This is a genomic window from Streptomyces sp. NPDC051636 (genome assembly GCF_044453765.1).
In the GTDB taxonomy this organism is placed as follows: domain Bacteria; phylum Actinomycetota; class Actinomycetes; order Streptomycetales; family Streptomycetaceae; genus Streptomyces.
Genome location: NZ_JBITDA010000046.1, coordinates 1 through 18,300 on the forward strand (window position 1 = coordinate 1; position 18,300 = coordinate 18,300).

The following is an 18,300-nucleotide window of genomic DNA, read 5'->3' on the forward strand; positions in this document are numbered from 1 at the left end:
GTATCAGCCCTTCGCTGAGCGACTACTCAACGCGAGCAGATGGGGTGCCGTCGACGGAATACGCGACACTTGAACATGCGACCTCACCAGTCCCGGGGCCGACCTCGACGGCTCCACGTCGGTGACCGCCCGCACGTACTGGTGGCCTCATGAGGGCTCTGCGGGTCGCGCACCGCAGTGCCTACGAGCCGTCCACAGGTCAGGTGGACGGCGGGGACATGCCTACGGTCCGGCGATCAGCCAGAGGATGAGGACGGCGTCCAGGTCCTGGCTGTAGCGGTAGACGACGCTGATGCCGCGACCCTGGGTCTGCTCGGGCAGCAGCTCGACGACGCGGGACTCGCTGCGCGGGTCGGCGTCCGGCAGGCCGCGGCCTTGCGCCGGGTCGTCTTCGAGCGAGCGGCGGACGCTCTCGACGGCGGTCCGCTCGGTCGGGCTGAGTTCGGTGAGGATCTTCTCGGCGGGGTCGCTGAAGAAGGCGTGGGTCACCGGGCGGCCTCGGCCAGCTTGCGCCGCAGTTCGGCCTCGACGTCGTCGGCGGGCCGGGCAAGGGCTGCCATGGCTCCGGAGTCGTACCGCATGAGGACGCGGTGCCGGTAGGCCTGAGCGATCTCACGGACCGCGGTCAGGTCGTCCAGCTCGATCGCGTCGAGTTCCTTCTCGAACTCCTGCCGGTCACCGGGGAAGCCCCACGTCGACAGCGCCTCGCGCAGCTCGGCGAACGTGCGCATGGGCGGGTTGAACTGGCTGACGCCGGGGTGCTCGGGTTGAGCGGTCACGGTGGCCTCCTCCTGGGTGCTGCATACGACGCTACTCGGGAGCAGCTCGTCATGGGGAGAGTCCCCCGCTGACCGCGGCATCGGCCGGACGCAGGCGCGTGGCCGGGGAGGGGCCAGTCTCCCCCACGGTGCGCAGTCCGCCCTAGTACTCCAGCCGTAGATCGTGATCTTCATGCCTGAGTGGCTTGTTGCCGGTAGTGGCTGGCCTGGGATCGGGCCTGGTGGCGGCGGCGCCAGTCGGACCAACCGAGCCGGTGGGCGGCATCGTGGACGGGTCGGACAACGAGTGTGATGAACAGGCGCTGGATCTCGTTGCAGGTGAGCGGAATGAGGGCATCGGGTGCGGGGCGGGTGTGCTCGTCTGCGCGTACGACGGCGAGGAAGGCGTGCGCGAGCATGGCGAAGGTGACCCAGCGGGAACAGGAGGTATAGCGGCGGACCTGGTGCTCGTCGAGTGCGGCCAGGCCCTTGCCCGACTGGAAGAACTCCTCCACCCGCCATCTTGATCCAGCGACTTGGACCAGTACGGTCAGCGGCACGGACGCGGGCGAGTAGCAGCGGTAGTAGGCGAGTTCGCCGGTGCTGCGGTTACGGCGGATCAGTAGCTGACGACTCCCGGGGCGGGGGTCGGCGAGGTCGATGACTGCCCAGTTGTAGAAGCGGTGGCCCTTGGCCCCGGCCCCTGCGGAGAGCTTCTGCCAGGCCCGCTTGGGCACCTTCTTGGCTAAGATGTCCGCACGGGACTTCCCCGCTCCGGTGGTGACTTCGTGCGAGCGGGCCACCGCGAGGACGTAGCCGGTGCCGCGTTCCTCCAGTGCGGTTCGCAGCTTGAGGTTGCCGCCGTAGATCTCGTCGCCGGCAACCCATGCGGCCTGGTGGCCGGCGTCCAGGAACCGGGCAACCATACGAGTGGCCAGTTCCGGCTTGGTGGCGAAGGCGGTGTCCTGGTCGAGTCCGGCATCCCGGCAGCGGTCAGGGTCGGAGGTCCATGAACGCGGGACGTACAGTTCCCGGTCCACTGCCGCGTGCCCGCGCCGGCCGGCGTAGACCAGGTAGACGGCGACCTGGGCATTTCGATCCTGCCCGCGGTGCCGGTGTACTGGCGCTGGACGCCGACCGTGTCGGTGCCCTTCTTCACGTCCCCGGTCTCGTCAACCACCAGTACCGCCTGGTCGTCGTGCAGGTGGTCCACCACGTAGTGACACACATCGTCGCGGACCCGGTCGGCGTCCCACTTGGCCCGCCCCAGCAGATGCTGCATGCCGTCCAGGGTCCTCTCCCCGGCCCATTCGGCGATGGTCCAGCAGTTCTTGCGCGGCAGGTCCGACAGCAGGCCGAGCACCAACTGCCGTGCCCGGCGCCGGGGTTCGACCCGCGTGAACCGTCCAGCTATCCGGCTCATCAGGCCCTCGAACGCCTCCTGCCAGCGGGCAGGGTCTACGCTGTGACCTGCGGCCACCGCGTGATCGTTTGTCTTCACACACCGATGATCAACGGGTGGCCGCACCCGTCTCCACAGCGCGTCAGGGTCGGGCAGCGTCCGCCCGCCGTTCTTGTGTCAGGAGGACATGTGCAACGTGGCGAAGTCTGGTGGGTGGAGTTCGACGAGCGGCGGCTGGTCGTACTGCTGTCGGGAGACGACGCGTCCGGGATCCGGGTAATGCAGGTCGTTGCTCCAGCGGGTGTCGACATCACCGGCCTGTGCGTCGAAGTGGCAGTAGGCGCCGTGGAAGGACTGCCCTTTGAAGGGGTGCTGCGGTTCGCGTTCCCGCGTCCGGGCTTTACCCCTTGCACGTGGCTGACCACAGTGTCCCGGGACGACCTGATCGAGCGAGCGGGCGTTCTGTCCTCCGCGAAACTCAGCGAGATTGAGAACGCCCTCCGTCTCGGTGGACTCGGGTAGGTGGAGAAGGAACGCGGACGCCCGCGACGGCGTGGTCGGTCTCGTCCAGATGATCGACGCTGCCACCTGCCTCCTCGGCGCCCCTCACGATCGAGATCACGAACTACGGCTGGAGTACTAGACGCGTCACCTCCTCGCGACGGCCGGGCGCGCTGGGCAGCGGAGAGGCCTCGGCGGTCATCGACGTCTCGGTGCTCCACACCACCGGATCGAGCGCGAAGGGAAGGCGAGCGTGACCTCCAGGTGCTCGGTGGGCAGCCGCACGGCCCGCTGGAACCAGCGGCCCCACTTGGTGTCGCTGACGGTGTAGGCGTACTCGATCCACACCGAATCGCCCGTGTAGAGCGGGAAGCGGCCCTGGTCGTTGTCGAACAGCAACCACACCTCCTTGAAGGCGTCCCGGTCGTGCTTGGCCTCCCAGCGCATCACCTCCCCGCGGCAGGTCGCCGCGAGCGCTAACTCATCCCAGGTCAGCGGATACGTCCGCTAGTGGGCATTGGAACGCTCGGGTCGCCGGGATAGCGGTCGACCGAGATGCGGATCAGGTAGCGGGTGATCGGGGCCGTGCCGGTGTTGCGCAGCAGACGGCGCATGGTCAGCCGGTAGAGGCTGCCGTCGTAGTCGAGCCGGGCGGCATCGTGCTCCACGACGATCGCCGAGCCAGTGGCGTACGGCTGCTCGGTTGGCCGCGAGGCAGGCACGGCGGCCGCCGCCGCGGTGGTCTGGCGGGTGCGGGCCGTCTCGTAGTCGTTCCACCTGCGCCAGATTGCCTTGCCCGCGTTCAGTGTCTCCTCCGCGCGGCGGGCGAAGTCAGCGGTCGGCTTGTGGCGGCCGGACTCCATAAGGCTGACATAGGAGGGGTGGAACCCCATCAGCTCGGCGAGGGCCTTCTTCAAGATGCCGCGCACCTCGCGCCAGTAGGCGATCTCGGCGGCGCAGTTGGCAGCTGCCTGTTCCACGGTGACCGCGTTATGCGCGTCCATCAAAGCCCCCGCCCTGCTTGGGTGTTGAGTGCGTGAGTGAACCGTGAGTGAGGACAGTTCACCATTCTGTCGCCATGCCCGCCGCCGGTTTCCTCCTCTCACCGGCCCGACCTTCGTGGCCGGGGAGAGGGGATGCACCATGACGCGCCTGCTGTACCTGCTCAACGTCTCCAACCCGAACCGGTTGTCGACAGACTCCGGCTTCACCTTCGCCGACCTGCTGGCCCCGGCCCTGACGGACGCCGGGGCGGAGGTGACCGTGGCGGCCCCGGTCGCCACCGGTGACCGCCGGGTGGGCTTCGAGCCCACCCGGGTGCCGGCCACGAAGTACCGGGCCCGCTTCGACCCCGGCCTGGACGGACTGGCGGATCTGATCCGGCGTACGCGGCCGGAGGTGGTGGTGGCCAACCAGATCGAGGCCGCCCCCGCGATCCGGGCTGTCCTCCTGGAAGCCGGGACGGACGCACTGATCGCCGGGTACTGCCACTACCTGCCGTTCTCCTTCGCCGATGACGGGCGGCTCCTGGCTGACCCGTCCCTGGACGACGACGGGCTCGGACGCAGCGTGATGCTGGCCTTCGCCGCCGGGCTCACGGCGTGCGACCGGGTCCTCGTGCACTCGTCCACCGCCGCGTCATGGACGACGGCAGCCGCCGCCCGGATGAGCGTGGACCTCACGGAGAAACTGCACATCGTGCCCGCCCCGCGCGACGAGCGCCTGGTGCGTGACCCTGCCAACGTCGCCGTACCTGACGGAGAGGCGCACGCCGTCTACAACCACCGCTCTACGCCCACTACGGCACCGCCGCGTTCACCGACCTGGCCCGCCGCATGGTTGCCGAGGCCCCGGTGAAGCTGACCGTGATGGACCTGTTCGGCACCCGCAGTCCCGAACGCGTCCGGCTGGACCCGAGCCCCGAGCGGCACCGCGACGAGCTCGCCTTCCTCTACGGCGTCACGATCGCCTCCGACCGGGGCGACCGCGTCCGGTACCGCAACCTGCTGGCCGGCGCGCACTTCGGCATCGCCGGGTGATGGTGCGCTGAAGTTCCTCGATGTCAGCGGGTGCCCCCAGCCCCGATTCGCGCCAGGCATGCTCGCCCATGAGTTCCGACAGCCGTTTCTTCAGCTGCTGGACGCGAGCGGCGAGTCGGGTATTGCGAGCTTGGGCGTTGGCGAGGTCGGTCTTGAGAGAGGCCAGGCTCACCGGTGACGCGCCCGCCGGGTCGTACCGCGCCGGTTGGAGTTCGGCGGCGTGGATCAGGGCGAGGAGGTCGCGGTGGCGATAGAGGAAGGTGCGGTCCACTCCCGCCTGCCGGGCTATGCCGGACACACTCTCTGACATCAGGCTGGGCTTGTCGCAGACTGCCTGGGCGTCGTGTCCGGCTGCCGACAGGCGCGGCCCAGGGGCGTGGAGCCCAGCGCGGGGGAGCTGGTGCTGAGCAGGAGCGACCGAAGCGACCCGGTGTCGCGGTCCGAGCCATCGCGGCCTTGGTCGAGTTCACGCCGAACGCTCGGTCGCTCGGTCGCTTCAGTCGCTTGGGTCGCTGACCCGCGGGCGGCGCAGCGACTGAAGAACAGCGACTCAGCAGCTTTTCAGTCGCTGCCCACTCCGGATGTAAAACCGCAGGTCGGACGGTATGCGCGGGAGACACAGCGACTGAAGCGACTCAACTTTGGGATATATGAAGACATTCCTGTGCGCGTGTGTGCGTCATATATAGAGACCTTCAGTCGCTTCAGTCGCTGATCAGGTCACTGAGTAGCCTCTGGCCAGGAACTTCAGTCATGGACGTTCGGCAGCGACTGCAGGACCTTCAGTCGCTGGCCACTCTGTTCAGTCGCTGCTGGTGGCCTGGCGAACGCATCACCGCTACGCAACGCATGCTCTTTCGCATGTGCTCCACGACCTCGGGACCTGCATTCGCTACTCTGTGTCCGTCGTTGAGTCGCTTCGGTCGCTGATAGGGGGTGCAGATGCCTGCTGAGCTGCATGTTTCCCGCAGCGACTCAGGGCAGAGCAGCCCCGACCCTTCAGTCGCTGCCTCCCTCGCCGTCGCCAGTTGGTGCGCGCGGCGGGGCTGGCCAGTGCATCCCCTCGCTGCCGGTCGCAAGACCCCCGCCGCGAACTGCACCAACTGCCGTACCACGCCACACCCGCCCGCCGGGTGCCCGTGCCTGCCTGCGGGCCGCTGGTGTCACGGCTTCCACGCCGCCACCCTCGACCAACGACGTATCACCCAGTGGTGGGGCACTCATCCGGAGTTCGGCGTCGGCGTCGCCTGCGGCCCGGCTGGCCTGGTCGTCATCGACATCGACGCCCACCCCTCCCAACCCCCGAGCCGGGACCGGATCCTGCCGGGGATCCCCATCGGCGACCACATCGACCTCACCGGCCTCGCCAACGGCTTTCACACTCTCGCCGTGCTCGCCGCGCTGCGCGGCCGACCCAGTCCTGCCGACGACGAGACCACGCTGCGCGTGCGCACCCCCTCGGGCGGGCTGCACGTCTGGTACCGGGCCGCCGACAACCGCCGCTGGCAGTGTTCGTCCGGCTCTAGCCAGGGCCGCGCCCTGGCCTGGCAAGTCGATGTCCGCGCCCACGGCGGTTACATCGTTGGCCCTGGCACCGTAACGTCCCAGGGTACGTACACCCCGCTCGGCGACATCCGAGAGCCGGCCGTTCTCCCCGCCTGGCTCGCCCAGGAACTCGAGCGCACCGGCCACCTGCCCGCGCCCAGCATCCCCGCCCCCCGACCGGTACCACCGCGAGCCCAGCAGGCCGTCCTCGCCGCGGGCGGCGGCCGCAGCGACACCCAGCGCCTGCTCGCGTCCGTCCTCGCCCCCGTTGAAGCCTGCGGCCAACTTGTACAAGGTGCCGGGTTCTCCGACACCCTCAACCGCGCCGCCTACACCGTCGGCGGACTCGTGGCCGCAGGCCGCCTGACACAGGAAGAGGCCGAGCGTGCTCTGACAGGGACCGCAGCCGCGGCCCGGCCGGGCCAGGAACGCCGCATCGAGCAGATCATCCGCAGCGGCCTGGCTGCCGGCCTCAAGCGCCCTCTGTACACCCGTGGAGGGCGCCCGTGACGTCGCCCGGCAACGAGACCCTCTTCGAGTTCGATCCCGAAGCCGTCGCAGCCCAAATCCGCGCCCAGAGCACCTCTGTGCCCCTGCCGGCCCAGGCCGATGCCAAGCGCGCCACGGCCGGCGCGGCGACCGAGGCCGGACTGCTGCCCGACACCCTCTCCGACCGGGGCAACGCCAAGCTGTTCGTCAAGCTGTACGCCAACGACTACCGGCACGTGCCGGGTATCGGCTGGTACCGGTGGGACACCACCCGCTGGCAGATTGATGAGGACGACACCGTCCTGTGGGCCGCCGGCGACCTCGCAGAGAATATCGCCACTCACGACCCCCGCGGCCTCTTCACCACCCAGGCCCTGCAGCAGCACCGCCGCCGCGCGCTGTCCACCACCGGCATCAACGCCATGCTCAGCCAGGCCAAATCCGCCCCTGGCATGGTCCTGAACTCTGCCCTGCTCGACGCTGACCCCTACGCGCTGTGCACACCGGCCGGGATCGTCGACCTACGCACCGGCCTGGTAAAGATCCCGGACCCGGACAAGGACTTCCACTCCCGTTCCACCACCGTCGGTCCCCAGCACGTATCCACTCCGCGCTGGGACCGCTTCCTGACTGACACCTTCGGGAGTGACGCCGAAGGCAGCGAAATGATCAACTACCTGCAGCTGCTGCTCGGCTACTCGGTGACCGGCGACGTCGGCGGCCAGGTGCTGCCGTTTCTGTTCGGGGCTGGCAAGAATGGCAAGTCAGTTTTGCTGGATGTGTTGATGAAGTTGCTGGGTGACTACGCGGACGCAGCGCCGCCGGGTTTTTTGATGGCCCGTCCCTATGAAGGCCATCCGACCGATCTTGCGGAGCTTCATGGCCGGCGTGTCATCATCTGTTCCGAAGTCAAGCCCGGAGACAAGTTCGACGAGGCACGTGTCAAGCTGCTTACCGGTGGTGACCGGATCAAGGCCCGCCGCATGCGGCAGGACTTCTTCAGCTTCCAGCCCACCCACAAGCTCTGGCTTCTGGGCAACCACCGCCCCGAGGTTGGCACCGGCGGCTTCGCCTTCTGGCGCCGTATGCGTCTGATCCCCTTCGAACGCGTCGTCCCCGACGACCGCAAGATCGACAACCTTGCCGACATCCTCGTCACTGAGGAAGGCCCCGGTATCCTCGGTTGGCTCATCGACGGTGCCCGCCGCTATCTCGGCGGCGAACGCGACCTCACCGGCCCCGAACGCGTCCGCATCGCCACTACCGCCTACGCCGAGACCGAGGACCACACCGGCCGTTTCTATGACGAGTGCTGCGCCCTGGGCCCCGATCTGCGCGCTGAACAGACGGCCCTCTACGCCGTCTACAGGGCGTGGTGCCAAAATGAAGGTGCACCGGCCATGTCCTCGCGTGCGTTCGCCGCCCGGACCCGCGAGCTGGTCGGGCTGGCCTCGCCCAAGGAGATGATCCTGTCTAACCAGCGCAAGCACTACCCGGGCATCGGACTGCTCACTGACGAGGAAAGGGAAGCCACCGCATGAGCTCCCTGATCACCGAGGACGAGATCAGCCACGAAACAGACCTCATCTGGCTCGAAGACATCGACACCCTCGACTACGTCCGCCAGAGCCTCGACAGGCTGCCAAACCGCCGCGGCAGGCCCGTCTACCACCGCCCGGGCCGGATGGTCGGCTACGCCGTCCTTGGCCCCCAGGCCAAGGCCTCCCGTTCTTCCGGTACCTTCCGCCGACGCGTTTTCTGGCTGCTGCCGCACGACCGCGACACCGAACCCAGTGGCCTGTACGCCAAAGGCGCCCCAGCCGAAGCCGTCGACCCACGCACGGTCGCCGCCCGTATCAAGGGCTACAAAACCGAACGCTCCGAAGGCGGACCTCCCTCCACCGCCATGCAAGAATTCGGCATAACGCGCCCCCTCTGACAGAACCCGCAGCCGACGCAGCCTCCCTGCTCGATCTCGGTCGTCACCGCACCCCGGTCGGGTGTGGTGACGCAGGGCCTCCAGGTCCCCTGGCCCACCGTTGCAACGTGGAGCAGCCGAGCTCCTCCAGCCGGGGCAGGATGCCTCATGCGGAGGGCCTCATATTCCGGCTCTGGGCCGGATCAGAAGTTCCAGGGGCCGTGCGGCGCGATCCAATTCCACGTTCCCTGCCGAGGTTGTCACGGAAGCAGGCGGCGTTCCTTCGCGACAGCCACCGCACCGGCCACGAGTCCATTTCCAATTGGCCGTAGATCCGCCGCAGGTGAGTTTTGACCGTGGCCTCGCTGAAACAGCGTTCGGGCGATCCCCCCAGGGGTGTGACCCAGATACGCGTCAAAGGGGCAATGAGTTGATCTTGAATCCCTGACGGCCCTGTAGTCCCACCTCCAACGCCAGGGAGCAAGTAACCCGCCGGTAGGTTCTGGATGTTCAGCGACGGCGGCGGGCGGCGGGGGCGCGTTCGGCGACGTGCCGGGCGACCGCGTCGACGCCGGGGCGGGCGTATTGCTCCAGGGAGCGGACTGAGGCGTGGCGGGAGCGGGCCAGCAGTATCGGTGTTGAGGTGCCGTCCTCGGCGTCGTGGGTGAGGGCGCTGTGGCGTAGCCGGTGGAGTGTCCAGCCGTCCAGGTCTTCGATGTTGTCGGGTGAGGCGAGGGGGTTGGCCAGGAGCCGGGTGTTCTCCTCGAATATCTCCTCGGCCCGGCGGTAGGAGAGCCGGGCGCGGCCGGTCTCCGGGCAGACGTCGAGCGTCGGCGTTCCGGCCGGGGCCTTGCGGTCGGTGAGGAACAGCGGGCCGCGGGTGCGCCGGGCGATCAGTCGGGGCAGGAGCTGGGCGATGCCCGCGCCGGTGAGGTACCGCTCGACTGCCGCGGTGTACGACGAGGGCTGGGCGGACAGGGGCACCACCCGGGCGCGCGGCAGCCGCAACGCACGCCCGCTCCCGAGTTCGGTCACTCGTTCGAGTGTCACGCCCGCCCGCCCTTCATGCTCTGCCGCAGTAAATGCGTACACCTCACCCCTGCGGCCGGAATGGCCCGCCGCAGGTCGCGATGATCACGGTAGGGGAGCTGCCGCAGTAAATCCGGTATTTACTGCGGCAGCCCTCGGGAAGTGTGGTGTCACAGATTGCGGCAGCGATTACCGAAAGCCACTTGAGGGGCGGCAGCTGTAGAACAGGGCCGAATCGCACTCTGTGGCCCGGAGCGAGCCGGGATCAGCGTCCGTTCATGCGCAGCACAGTGACGGCGTCGACCGTCGTGTAGCCACGCCATTCGAGTGATGCGGCGGCCGAATAGCTGGTGAAGTCGATCACCCACCCGCCGTCCTGTCGCTGCCCGAGTTCCAGGCGGTCGAGGTCGTCCGACACAGCCTGGGGGTCGAGCAGGCCGCGGATCGGTCGCCCGGGCTCGGGCGCGTAGTCGAGAAGATGAAGCGTCTCGCCCTCGGCCCCGCCGACGACGGCGAGTGCCCCGTTCTTCGGGACGAACCGTCCGAGGTGGTCGAGGAGGTCATGCGCCTCCGGGTGGGTGTCGGCTGCGATGTCGAGGAACTGGAGCGCGAAGGAGAGCACGTACGCGAAGGGCGCTTCGTCGATCTTACGGATCGCGTCGAAGCAGTACCGTGTCGCCGTCGCCAGCCATGGATGGTCTCGTACGGCTTCATCCCAGCGCGCGGTGCGATACGCCTGCGTCGCCACTGCGGCCGTGATTTGCAGCGATGTCTCCGAGGGATCCGCTTGTACCCAGAACGGGGCGCACGCCGCGGGGTCGCTGATCGGGAGCGCGAACGGCAGCCCGCCATCGGGCAGAGTCACGGAGTCCAGCCAGTCGAGGAGGGCTGCCGTGTGCGGCGAGGTCGCAGGGCCGGCGTCGGCGAGTGCCTCGAGCGCGTGCTGGGCGCCTCCTGGCTGGCTCTCTGGTGCGCGAAGGTCCGGTTCGAGTCCCCATCCGTAGCCGCCGTCGGGGTTTCGGTAGGCGTCGAGTCCGTGGATGATGGCCTTACGAGCCGCGTCGCTGCCGGTGGTGACGGCCTCGAAGCGCCGCTGATCGAGAACTCGCGCGTGCGAGGCCATGAACGCTCTCGCGCGACCCAGGTTGATGCTCATACGACGACCCTGTCATCCGTTGGCTATGTCAGGCTTGGACGAAACGGCCAGCCGAGGGGAACGAACACGAAGCCAGAAAGGCGAGCGTTTGAGAGGGCGTCATCCTGTTGAAAACAGCTAAGCGACGCGTGTGAGCGTGGTGGGTGTCTGGCCGGTGAGCCGTTTGCTCTCACGGTTGAAGTGGGCTTGGTCGGCGTAGCCGGCTGTCGCCGCTGCATCACTCAACGGCAGACCTGCTCGTGCCAAGTGGAGTGCATGCTGGAAACGGTGAATCCGCATGAGCGTCTTGGGGCCGTAGCCGAAGAGCCGGTTGCTGAGCCGACGCAATGATCGCTCCGATAGGTCGTGGAGCTTTGCTGTCTCACGCACGCTCAGGCCTTCGCGAGCGGCGCGGTCGAGAGAGGTCGCCAGACGAAGGACGGAGCGCTCCGGGTCCGCCCGCGTCCATAGGGCAATGAAAACCCGTTCGAGCGCGTCGGCCGGGTTGTCCTCGAACGACCAGCCGTCGTGCCTGGGGAGTACGACGAGTTCCGACAACTCGACGCGCCGCTCCCTCAGTTCGTGTGCGGGCACACCGAGAAGTGCGTACGCCACGCCCGGAGCGAGTTGGAGACCCCAGGTCACCTTGCCGGCATGCGTCGGCACGATGACCGTCCGAGTGTCGGGGCCTGCCACGACGAGGCGGTCCTGGAACCACATCAGATCCATCACGCCGTCGGGGGCGATGCGCTTCTCGGGACCATCTGAGAGCGCCCGCCACATCGTCGCGCCGGTTCGGACGCCTCGTCGTGTCGTATAGCTCCCCACGTATCGTCCACCTCCGCACCACGGACACAACTGCGGCCGACTGTAGTGCGGAAGACTTCGGAATGTCCGGGGTTCGCAGGCCCCGGACCTCGCTACCGCTATCCGCTGCACCGATGGCCCTCACAGAGACCGCCCCGCAGGACGTCACGGAGCGGTACACGGCACCTGGCTGTAGCCAAGCCATGCGAGAACAGGGCCTCGGACGCCGCTTCGACTCCCCCGACACGCTCAGCGTGCGCTGGTGGGCCGGTCAGGCGGCCCGGTTTGGGGTCTGTACGGTCTTCGGTGTAACTCCCGATCATGGAAGTAGCACCTGATGAGTGACGTGACTGTCTCTGCTGAGGCGGTTCAAGAGGTCCGGCCGGCCGAGTTGCCGACGGACCTGCTGGATGACCAGTTGATCGGGCAGTTGGTCGACCGGGCCCGCGCGGGCGGCCTGCAGGTGCCGCGTGACCGCGACGGCAGCTTCGAGCCGCAGATCGTCATGAAGCGGCAGAGGCGCCTGACCGGGGTCGACGAGATGACGCGGCGGTATCCGTCGGATGCGGCACGGGCTGCGACGGCGCGGGCCGCCGGCTCCTGGTGACTTCCGGACGCGTACCGTGTCTCGTCCTTGACCAGGAGTCGGGCACCCGGGACGAGCGGCGAAACGTCGATCAGTGGAGTGCCGAACGCACTGGTGGGTATGTCGGACGTATTCCAAGGCATGGTCGGTATGGCATCGGTCTCTCGTCGATCGGGAAAGGCTGGTGAGCGGTGCTGACAGCAAGCACCGGCCTGGCGGGTACGACCAGGCAGCCAGGGCCGCATGGTGCGTTCGGATTGGAAGGGCACGCCCGGCGGTGCAAAGGGATGGCGACCCCCGCCGCCGAGCTGAAGCACATCAGGTGTTCCTACCGCGTCACACCTCCCTCTCAATCCGCGGTTGACCTTGGCATCAGGCCGCAAGGAGGTCCATCGCGGTTTCCCGGTAGGGCTGTACCTTCGAGGAGTCCAGCATGACGGGGGTGTAGTTTTCGTACGTCCACTGGTTGTACGGCGGGGGCAGGGCCTGGCCGTCATGTGCGGCGGCCGAGTACCCGAGGGGGTTCTCGGCCCAGAGGATATTGCGGTGCAGGAGCGGAGCGTCCGTCACGACGTCGGGTCGGCATATCCGGAAGCCGGCGAGCGCCCCGGTTTTGGAGCTTGCCGCGTTGGTCTCGCCGTAGCACAGGCTGTCGCCGCCGTGCCTTCCGAGGACGAGGGCCGAGCTCAGCAGCGCCAGGAGCGAGGCCGCATGCCGTAGCTGCCCGCCGGTGTAGGCGTCATCCTTCATGATGTAGGTGGCCTCGAAGCCCCAGGGCCACTTCGCGTACACCATGGCATGGCTGAGCCGACCGTCAGCGTGTCTGATGCCGAACAGGTAGTGCCCCCGGGGCGAGTAGCCCTTGCCCTGAAGCATCTTTGAGGCTGTGTCATCGTCGACGAAGAAGACGCTTTTGATCAGCCGGCGGAACACGTCCGCGGTGATGCCCATGCCCCATTCTCCGGTTGGGTCGTTGCACACCAGTGCCACGCCGGTCTCCATCGCGGCAGCCACCAAGGTGTTGGCCCTGTGATGAAAGTCGCCGCAGATCTTCTCCTCGAAGTCGATATGCCGCTGTGCCTGTTGGATGAACGAACCGCGTACTTCAGCGGACGGCATTCGGTCCTCGCTGTTCTGGGCGATCTGGACGAACGTCATCGTCCGGCCGTCGTCACCGCGGGCGGGCATCTGTGTCACTTCCAGTGGGCTGGAGGACACCGACGCCGCGCGTAGGTCGGCGCTGTCGACGGCATCGGTTACCAGCCCGCGCGCCCACCAGCGGCTGCCGCCCTGACCAACGGTGAACCTGCCGAGAGCGTGGAAGTCCCTGAGGAAGTCCGAGGACGACTGCGGTTCGTTGAAGTAGATCTGCGAGCGTCCGATGCGGTCCATCAGCTTCTGGAAGTGTGACAGTCGTGGGGGCATGGGGTCTCCGTGAGTTGTTGGGTGGGCCGGGAGAGCCGGATGTGGCTTGTGAGGTCCTTGTCTTCAGTGGCTTGGCAGGAGTGGCCGTCCGGCTCTCCGGGGCGCCCTGGCTACTGATTGAGATGTGCGCCTCGGTCGCTGATCACGGAGATGACAGCGGGGTGTTCCTCCTGCCGGCGGCATGTTGCGCGGAACGAGGAGGGGCGAGTGCGCGAGCGGCAGACCCGCATCTGGGCCGGCATCGACGCCGACAAGGGCCACCACTGGGCGGCCGTGGTCGATGAGACAGGCGCGACGCCGTGGTCGAAGAAGATCGACAATGACGAGTCGGCGATCCTGAGCGCAATCGGCGAGATCCTGGACCTGGCGGACGAGGTCGGCTGGGCGGTGGACATCTCCGGCACGTCTTCCGTGTTGCTGTTGGCCCTGTTCCCGGCCCATGGGCAGCGGGCCGTCTGCGTGCCCGGCCGCACTGTAAACCGCATGTCCGGCGCCTACCGGGCAGAGGCGAAGACCGACGCGCGCGGCGCCTATGTCATCGCCGAATCCTCCCGCCGCCGCCGGGGCTTCGCCGCCATCGATGTGTCCGCCCAGCTGGCCGCCGACCTCGCGCTGCTGACCGCTCACCGCTCCGACCTGGTGGCCGACCGGGTGCGGATGATCAATCGGCTCCGCGACGTGCTGACCGGCGTCTTTCCCGCCCCGGAGCGGGTCTTGGACTACTCGGCTCACAAGGGCGCGCTGGTTTTGCTGACCGGATATCAGACACCCGGAGGCGAGTACTTCGTCCAACGAACCGGACGAGCCAGGCGGACGCGGCGCCTGGTCAGCCAGCTCAACATGCTCGGTTATCAAGTGTCCCTCCAATCAGCGGAAGCGGTCTGACCTGCGGGAATGGTTGATTTTCGAATCAGACTCCTGCGGGGAGGCGATCGCGTGAATGTGACGTCGACGGCAAACAACTCGTACGGTGCCGGGGATGGGAAGACTGAGGGGTGTCGCCCCGCACGGTGGGCGTGATGTCGGAAAGTGGGCGCCTGCCGCCGACCTGCTGAGGCTGCACGCGGCGAACGGGCCGCGCGGCTGTTGCCCGGAGGTGCGCGGCCGTCGGTATGTATGCCCCACCCTCGCGTCGCGGCGGCGTTGAGCGGTCCGGTGGGCTACCCCAGTTGTCCGGCGTACGGCGAAGGACTACTCAGGCAAGTGCTGGCGCCCGTGCCGTGGAAGGTCAGTCCTGGAAGCGGGCGGGAAAGAGAGACGTGCGCGAAGATGTAGGTGAACATCAGGGTGCTTTCCGGGCCGGGGCCACCTGAGGGTGATGGTGAGGATCGCCCTTCAATCTCTGTTTCCCAGGGGTGTGGAGCCGGTCGCTCGAGACGATGGCCCGGATCGACGGCCCTAACCCGCGCCAGGGATGAGCGCCGGCAGAGTAAAGAAGACAGATGGCAGAATTCTCATAATCAAGGCACTGTCCGGAAGGGTTTGTCCTGCCTGTCCGCCAGTCATTTTCTGAGAATGCGGTGGTCGCCCGACGACTTCCGCCTTTTTCTTAGTCGGTATCCATTACGGGGTTGGGTCGGACTGCCATGTCCACTGGGATGGTGGCTTGAGTTGGTATGCCGTTCTGAGTTTGAGAGGAGATCCTGCGGCCCTAGCGAGGCTGTGGGGGGTACGGCGCCGCCAGGGCCGCAGGAGCGATTGGATCGTAGACAGTAATCGAGCCGGGCGTCAATTACGGACTTTGTAACAATGCGATTCCGTGTGGCCTGTGCCGCGGAAATGCTCGGTTGAGTCGATTTTCCTGTAAGCCTCTACTCGAATGAGCGGCCTCCGGAACCTGGAAGAGCAAGCCGGAGACACTGAATGGGCAGTGCGTGGTCGGTTTCAAGACCTGCTCATGTAGCTTCTGCGTTCAAGTACTCACCACGGAGAGCGATTCGAGCTGGGCGGCGCCTTTTGTGCCGGGTGGGGCGGTGAACCACAGCAGGCGTTGGCGTCCGTCCTCGCTGAAGAGGCTGTGGCAGTCCAGTTCGATGATGCCCAGTGTGGGGTGGACGAGCCGTTTGTGATCCGCTCGGCGCAGGGCGACGTCGTGGGTGTCCCACAGGGCGGCGAACTCCTGGCTGTGCTGTCGCAGCTCGGCGACCATCTGTGTCACGTCCGTGTCGCGGGCGCGGCGGGCGGCGACCGCATGGAGATCGGCCACGAACACCCGCGAGTGGTGCGGATGGTCTTCCTCGGGATACAGCGACCGGCTGTCCGGGTCGGTGAACCAGCGGTAGGCGAAGCTGGACGTGAAGCCGCCTCCCGCCGGGTGCAGGCCGACCAGTGCGATGGCCAACCTATTCTGCGCGAGTGTCTCGTGCAGGTCGGTGATGACCTGGGCGGGCGTGGTGGTGAGCCGGTCCAGAAGATCAAGGAGCGAAGGCTGGGGCTTCTTGGTAGAGCCATGTACTTTCGGCGGGGTAGGCCGGCTCGCGAGGTGGAACAGGTGGTCGCTTTCGTCGCCGTCGAGGCGCAGTGCTCGGGCGAGGGCGGCCACGACCTGGGCGGAGGGCTGGGCACCGCTTCCGCGTTCCAGTTCGGTGTAGTAGTCCGCCGACAGGCCGGCCAGCTGCGCGACTTCTTCGCGGCGCAGGCCCGGGACACGGCGCCTGGTGCTGGTGGGCAGGCCGACGTCGGCCGGGCGGATCCGGTCGCGCCGGGACCTCAGGAATGCGGCGAGTTCGGAAGGGTTCACGCTTCCCATCGTGCTCATGGTGGGGGTCTAAGTCGAGGGATGGCGACCCCCGGATGGCCTAGCCCTGGCAGGGAGCCGAAAGCGGCCCCAGGATGGAGGGGAAAGGCGGGGCACCGCGGAGGCGACGCCCATGCCGCATCCTCATCCACTTCTCCAGCAGGAGTTTTTGATGACCCTCGAAAATGTCGCACCGGGCGGCGCCGCTTCGGGGTCCGATACGGATCATTCTCGTGTCGCGATCGTCACCGGTGGTTCTCGTGGTATCGGCCGTGAGACGGCGAGCCGACTGGCCGCTGACGGGTTTGCCGTGGTGGTGGGATACGCCGGTAACAGGCAGCAGGCTGAGGCCGCGGTCAAGGAGATCACCGCCGCTGGCGGCCGGGCGGTTGCGGTGCAGGCCGATGTGGGCGACGAGGAGGCGGTCGCGGGTCTGTTCGCCGCGGCCGAGTCCGAGTTCGGTGGGGTCGATGTCGTCGTCCATGCGGCCGGGCGGCTGTATCTGTCGCCGGTGGCCGAGATCGACTTCGACCAGCTGGATGCCGCGCACCGCACCAACATCCGCGGCACCTTCGTGGTCGCCCGGCAGGCGGCCCGCACCATCCGCGACGGCGGGGCGATCATCAACTTCTCCACCTCCGTGGTGGGCCTGGCATTCCCCGGCTACGGCGCCTACAGCGCCAGCAAGGGCGCCGTTGAAGCGCTCACGCTGATCCTGGCCCGTGAGATGCGCGGCAAGGACGTCACCGTCAACGCCGTCGCCCCGGGACCGACGGCTACCGACCTGTTCCTGGAAGGCAAGGACGAGGAGACCATAGCCCGCCTGGCCGCGCAGCCTCCGCTGGAGCGGTTGGGCGCCCCTGCTGACATTGCGAACGTCGTCGCCTTCCTCGCCTCTCCGGGCGGCCACTGGATCAACGGCCAGGTCATCCGCGCCAACGGCGGCATCATTTAACCCGTCCGGCGTTTTCCCGTCCGGTACCAATCACTTCGTGCACGCCGGAACCCCCGCCGACACCGCGCGGACCACCGCCTACGACGAACGCTACGGCCCCCTGCTGGCCGGCCTGGACGAACGGCTCTCCGCGCTGATTCCCCCGGACGCCGACGCGGCCGACGTCGCCGACGCGGTCGTACGCCTGGTGGCCATGCCCGCCGGCACCCGGCCGCTTCGCACCCACATAGACCCCAGCCATGACGGCAGCGAAGTCGTCTCCGCGGTCGCCGACCGCATCCGCGCCGACTTCTTCCGCCGCATCGGGCTGGACGACCTGCTCACCGCAGGCAGCTCCCTGTAATAACCCGCACCACCCATACAGACAAGGAAAACGATCATGCCGTTCGCCAACTTCAAGGTCCCCGCCGGCACCCTCGACGCCAAGCAGAAGGAGGAGATCGTCACCCGCGCCACCGAGCTGTACGTCGACATCTACGGCGAACGCGCCCGCGCCAACACCATGGTCCTCGTCGAGGAAGTCACCGACGGCGGCTGGGGCATCGGCGGCAACGTCCTCACCCTCGCCATGCTCCAGCAAACCCCAGAAGACCCCGCAAACTGACCACGCACCGACCCCCGGCCGGCCGGGCACCGCTGACATGACCGCTGTTCGGCCGGCCTCTGGAGCCCGCGGAGTGAACCGGCCTCAACGAGCCTTCCGCCGACGGTGATTCTCACATGACGCCGCTTCGCGCCAGGACAGGGCTGTTTCGACGGTGAGGCGACGGCCGACAGGCTGGTCGTGGCCAGGCGGAGCATGGCTTCCGATGGGCCTCCCCCCAAGACAGCCTCACCTGCCTGCAACCTCTGACGCATTGCCGCTGCGAGCCCATCGGCACGACCGGCGAGTGGCGCGACCGCTCATGGGCAAGCAGGCTCCATATATCCTCGAAACGGCTCCTGAGGCTACGCCGCTGCAAGGACACACGTGG

18 protein-coding genes and 3 pseudogenes are annotated in these 18,300 nt (G+C 67.6%); 11 read left to right on the top strand and 10 right to left on the bottom strand.

Annotated elements, in window-relative coordinates:
- Positions 1-222: 222 nt before the first annotated feature.
- The 3 genes and pseudogenes from ACIBBH_RS39925 to ACIBBH_RS39935 form a co-directional block, all read right to left on the bottom strand.
- Complete coding sequence (locus ACIBBH_RS39925; protein WP_399413512.1) at positions 223-489, bottom strand: hypothetical protein; 267 nt, start codon at positions 487-489, stop codon at positions 223-225.
- Positions 486-779, bottom strand: coding sequence for a hypothetical protein (locus ACIBBH_RS39930; protein WP_399413514.1), 294 nt, complete (start codon positions 777-779; stop codon positions 486-488). Before ACIBBH_RS39930 ends, ACIBBH_RS39925 begins: the two co-directional genes overlap by 4 nt.
- Before the next feature lie 170 nt (positions 780-949).
- Positions 950-2,181 (bottom strand): annotated as a pseudogene (locus ACIBBH_RS39935) (IS701 family transposase).
- A gap of 192 nt (positions 2,182-2,373) precedes the next feature.
- Here ACIBBH_RS39935 and ACIBBH_RS39940 point away from each other — a divergent pair.
- Complete coding sequence (locus ACIBBH_RS39940; protein ID WP_399413516.1) at positions 2,374-2,682, top strand: type II toxin-antitoxin system PemK/MazF family toxin; 309 nt, start codon at positions 2,374-2,376, stop codon at positions 2,680-2,682.
- Between the two features lie 177 nt (positions 2,683-2,859).
- Here ACIBBH_RS39940 and ACIBBH_RS39945 read toward each other — a convergent pair whose 3' ends face one another.
- Together ACIBBH_RS39945 and ACIBBH_RS39950 are read right to left on the bottom strand one after the other, a co-directional pair.
- Positions 2,860-3,108, bottom strand: coding sequence for a hypothetical protein (locus ACIBBH_RS39945; RefSeq protein ID WP_399413519.1), 249 nt, complete (start codon positions 3,106-3,108; stop codon positions 2,860-2,862).
- Positions 3,109-3,152: 44 nt separating this feature from the next.
- A complete protein-coding gene (locus tag ACIBBH_RS39950; protein WP_399413521.1) occupies positions 3,153-3,665 on the bottom strand; it encodes a helix-turn-helix domain-containing protein in 513 nt (170 codons plus the stop codon).
- Positions 3,666-3,804: 139 nt separating this feature from the next.
- Between ACIBBH_RS39950 and ACIBBH_RS39955 the strand changes: the two genes are divergently transcribed.
- From ACIBBH_RS39955 to ACIBBH_RS39975, 5 genes are all read left to right on the top strand, one after another.
- Positions 3,805-4,518 carry a hypothetical protein gene (locus ACIBBH_RS39955; protein WP_399413523.1) on the top strand — a complete coding sequence of 238 codons (714 nt, stop codon included), beginning with the start codon at positions 3,805-3,807 and terminating at the stop codon, positions 4,516-4,518.
- Positions 4,497-4,700 (top strand): hypothetical protein, encoded by a 204-nt coding sequence (locus ACIBBH_RS39960; protein WP_399413525.1) that lies wholly within the window; start codon positions 4,497-4,499, stop codon positions 4,698-4,700. The genes ACIBBH_RS39955 and ACIBBH_RS39960 overlap by 22 nt, the downstream gene beginning before the upstream one ends.
- 1,053 nt (positions 4,701-5,753) lie before the next feature.
- Positions 5,754-6,755 (top strand): bifunctional DNA primase/polymerase, encoded by a 1,002-nt coding sequence (locus ACIBBH_RS39965; RefSeq protein WP_399413526.1) that lies wholly within the window; start codon positions 5,754-5,756, stop codon positions 6,753-6,755.
- Complete coding sequence (locus tag ACIBBH_RS39970; RefSeq protein ID WP_399413527.1) at positions 6,752-8,275, top strand: phage/plasmid primase, P4 family; 1,524 nt, start codon at positions 6,752-6,754, stop codon at positions 8,273-8,275. Before ACIBBH_RS39965 ends, ACIBBH_RS39970 begins: the two co-directional genes overlap by 4 nt.
- Positions 8,272-8,673, top strand: coding sequence for a DUF6009 family protein (locus tag ACIBBH_RS39975; RefSeq protein ID WP_399413530.1), 402 nt, complete (start codon positions 8,272-8,274; stop codon positions 8,671-8,673). Before ACIBBH_RS39970 ends, ACIBBH_RS39975 begins: the two co-directional genes overlap by 4 nt.
- 489 nt (positions 8,674-9,162) lie before the next feature.
- Here the strand turns inward: ACIBBH_RS39975 and ACIBBH_RS39980 are convergent, their stop codons facing one another.
- The 3 genes from ACIBBH_RS39980 to ACIBBH_RS39990 all read right to left on the bottom strand — a co-directional run bounded on the left by ACIBBH_RS39980 (position 9,163) and on the right by ACIBBH_RS39990 (position 11,644).
- A complete protein-coding gene (locus ACIBBH_RS39980; RefSeq protein WP_399413532.1) occupies positions 9,163-9,687 on the bottom strand; it encodes a site-specific integrase in 525 nt (174 codons plus the stop codon).
- 259 nt (positions 9,688-9,946) lie between these two features.
- The gene (locus tag ACIBBH_RS39985) at positions 9,947-10,837 is read right to left on the bottom strand and encodes a hypothetical protein (RefSeq protein ID WP_399413534.1); all 891 of its coding nucleotides are present in this window, start codon (positions 10,835-10,837) and stop codon (positions 9,947-9,949) included.
- A 117-nt stretch (positions 10,838-10,954) separates the two neighbouring features.
- Positions 10,955-11,644 carry a helix-turn-helix domain-containing protein gene (locus tag ACIBBH_RS39990; RefSeq protein ID WP_399413536.1) on the bottom strand — a complete coding sequence of 230 codons (690 nt, stop codon included), beginning with the start codon at positions 11,642-11,644 and terminating at the stop codon, positions 10,955-10,957.
- A gap of 316 nt (positions 11,645-11,960) precedes the next feature.
- On the opposite strand from ACIBBH_RS39990, the pseudogene ACIBBH_RS39995 reads away from it, so the two are divergent.
- Positions 11,961-12,167 (top strand): annotated as a pseudogene (locus tag ACIBBH_RS39995) (transposase); the annotation flags it as partial.
- 414 nt (positions 12,168-12,581) lie between these two features.
- On the opposite strand, the gene ACIBBH_RS40000 reads toward ACIBBH_RS39995, so the two are convergent.
- The gene (locus ACIBBH_RS40000; protein WP_399413537.1) at positions 12,582-13,601 is read right to left on the bottom strand and encodes a hypothetical protein; all 1,020 of its coding nucleotides are present in this window, start codon (positions 13,599-13,601) and stop codon (positions 12,582-12,584) included.
- 240 nt (positions 13,602-13,841) lie between these two features.
- Between ACIBBH_RS40000 and ACIBBH_RS40005 the strand changes: the two are divergent.
- Positions 13,842-14,444, top strand: a pseudogene (locus ACIBBH_RS40005) (IS110 family transposase); the annotation flags it as partial.
- Between the two features lie 1,102 nt (positions 14,445-15,546).
- Here ACIBBH_RS40005 and ACIBBH_RS40010 read toward each other — a convergent pair.
- The gene (locus ACIBBH_RS40010) at positions 15,547-16,374 is read right to left on the bottom strand and encodes a helix-turn-helix transcriptional regulator (RefSeq protein ID WP_399413539.1); all 828 of its coding nucleotides are present in this window, start codon (positions 16,372-16,374) and stop codon (positions 15,547-15,549) included.
- Positions 16,375-16,543: 169 nt separating this feature from the next.
- Between ACIBBH_RS40010 and ACIBBH_RS40015 the strand changes: the two genes are divergently transcribed.
- The 3 genes from ACIBBH_RS40015 to ACIBBH_RS40025 are packed head-to-tail and all read left to right on the top strand — an operon-like array spanning position 16,544 to position 17,930.
- Entirely contained in the window at positions 16,544-17,326 is a 783-nt protein-coding gene (locus ACIBBH_RS40015; protein ID WP_399413541.1) for an SDR family oxidoreductase, read from the top strand.
- A 37-nt stretch (positions 17,327-17,363) separates the two neighbouring features.
- Positions 17,364-17,669: a hypothetical protein gene (locus ACIBBH_RS40020; protein WP_399413543.1), complete on the top strand. Its 306-nt coding sequence runs from the start codon at positions 17,364-17,366 to the stop codon at positions 17,667-17,669.
- Between the two features lie 36 nt (positions 17,670-17,705).
- A complete protein-coding gene (locus tag ACIBBH_RS40025; protein ID WP_399413545.1) occupies positions 17,706-17,930 on the top strand; it encodes a tautomerase family protein in 225 nt (74 codons plus the stop codon).
- Positions 17,931-18,300: the final 370 nt, after the last annotated feature.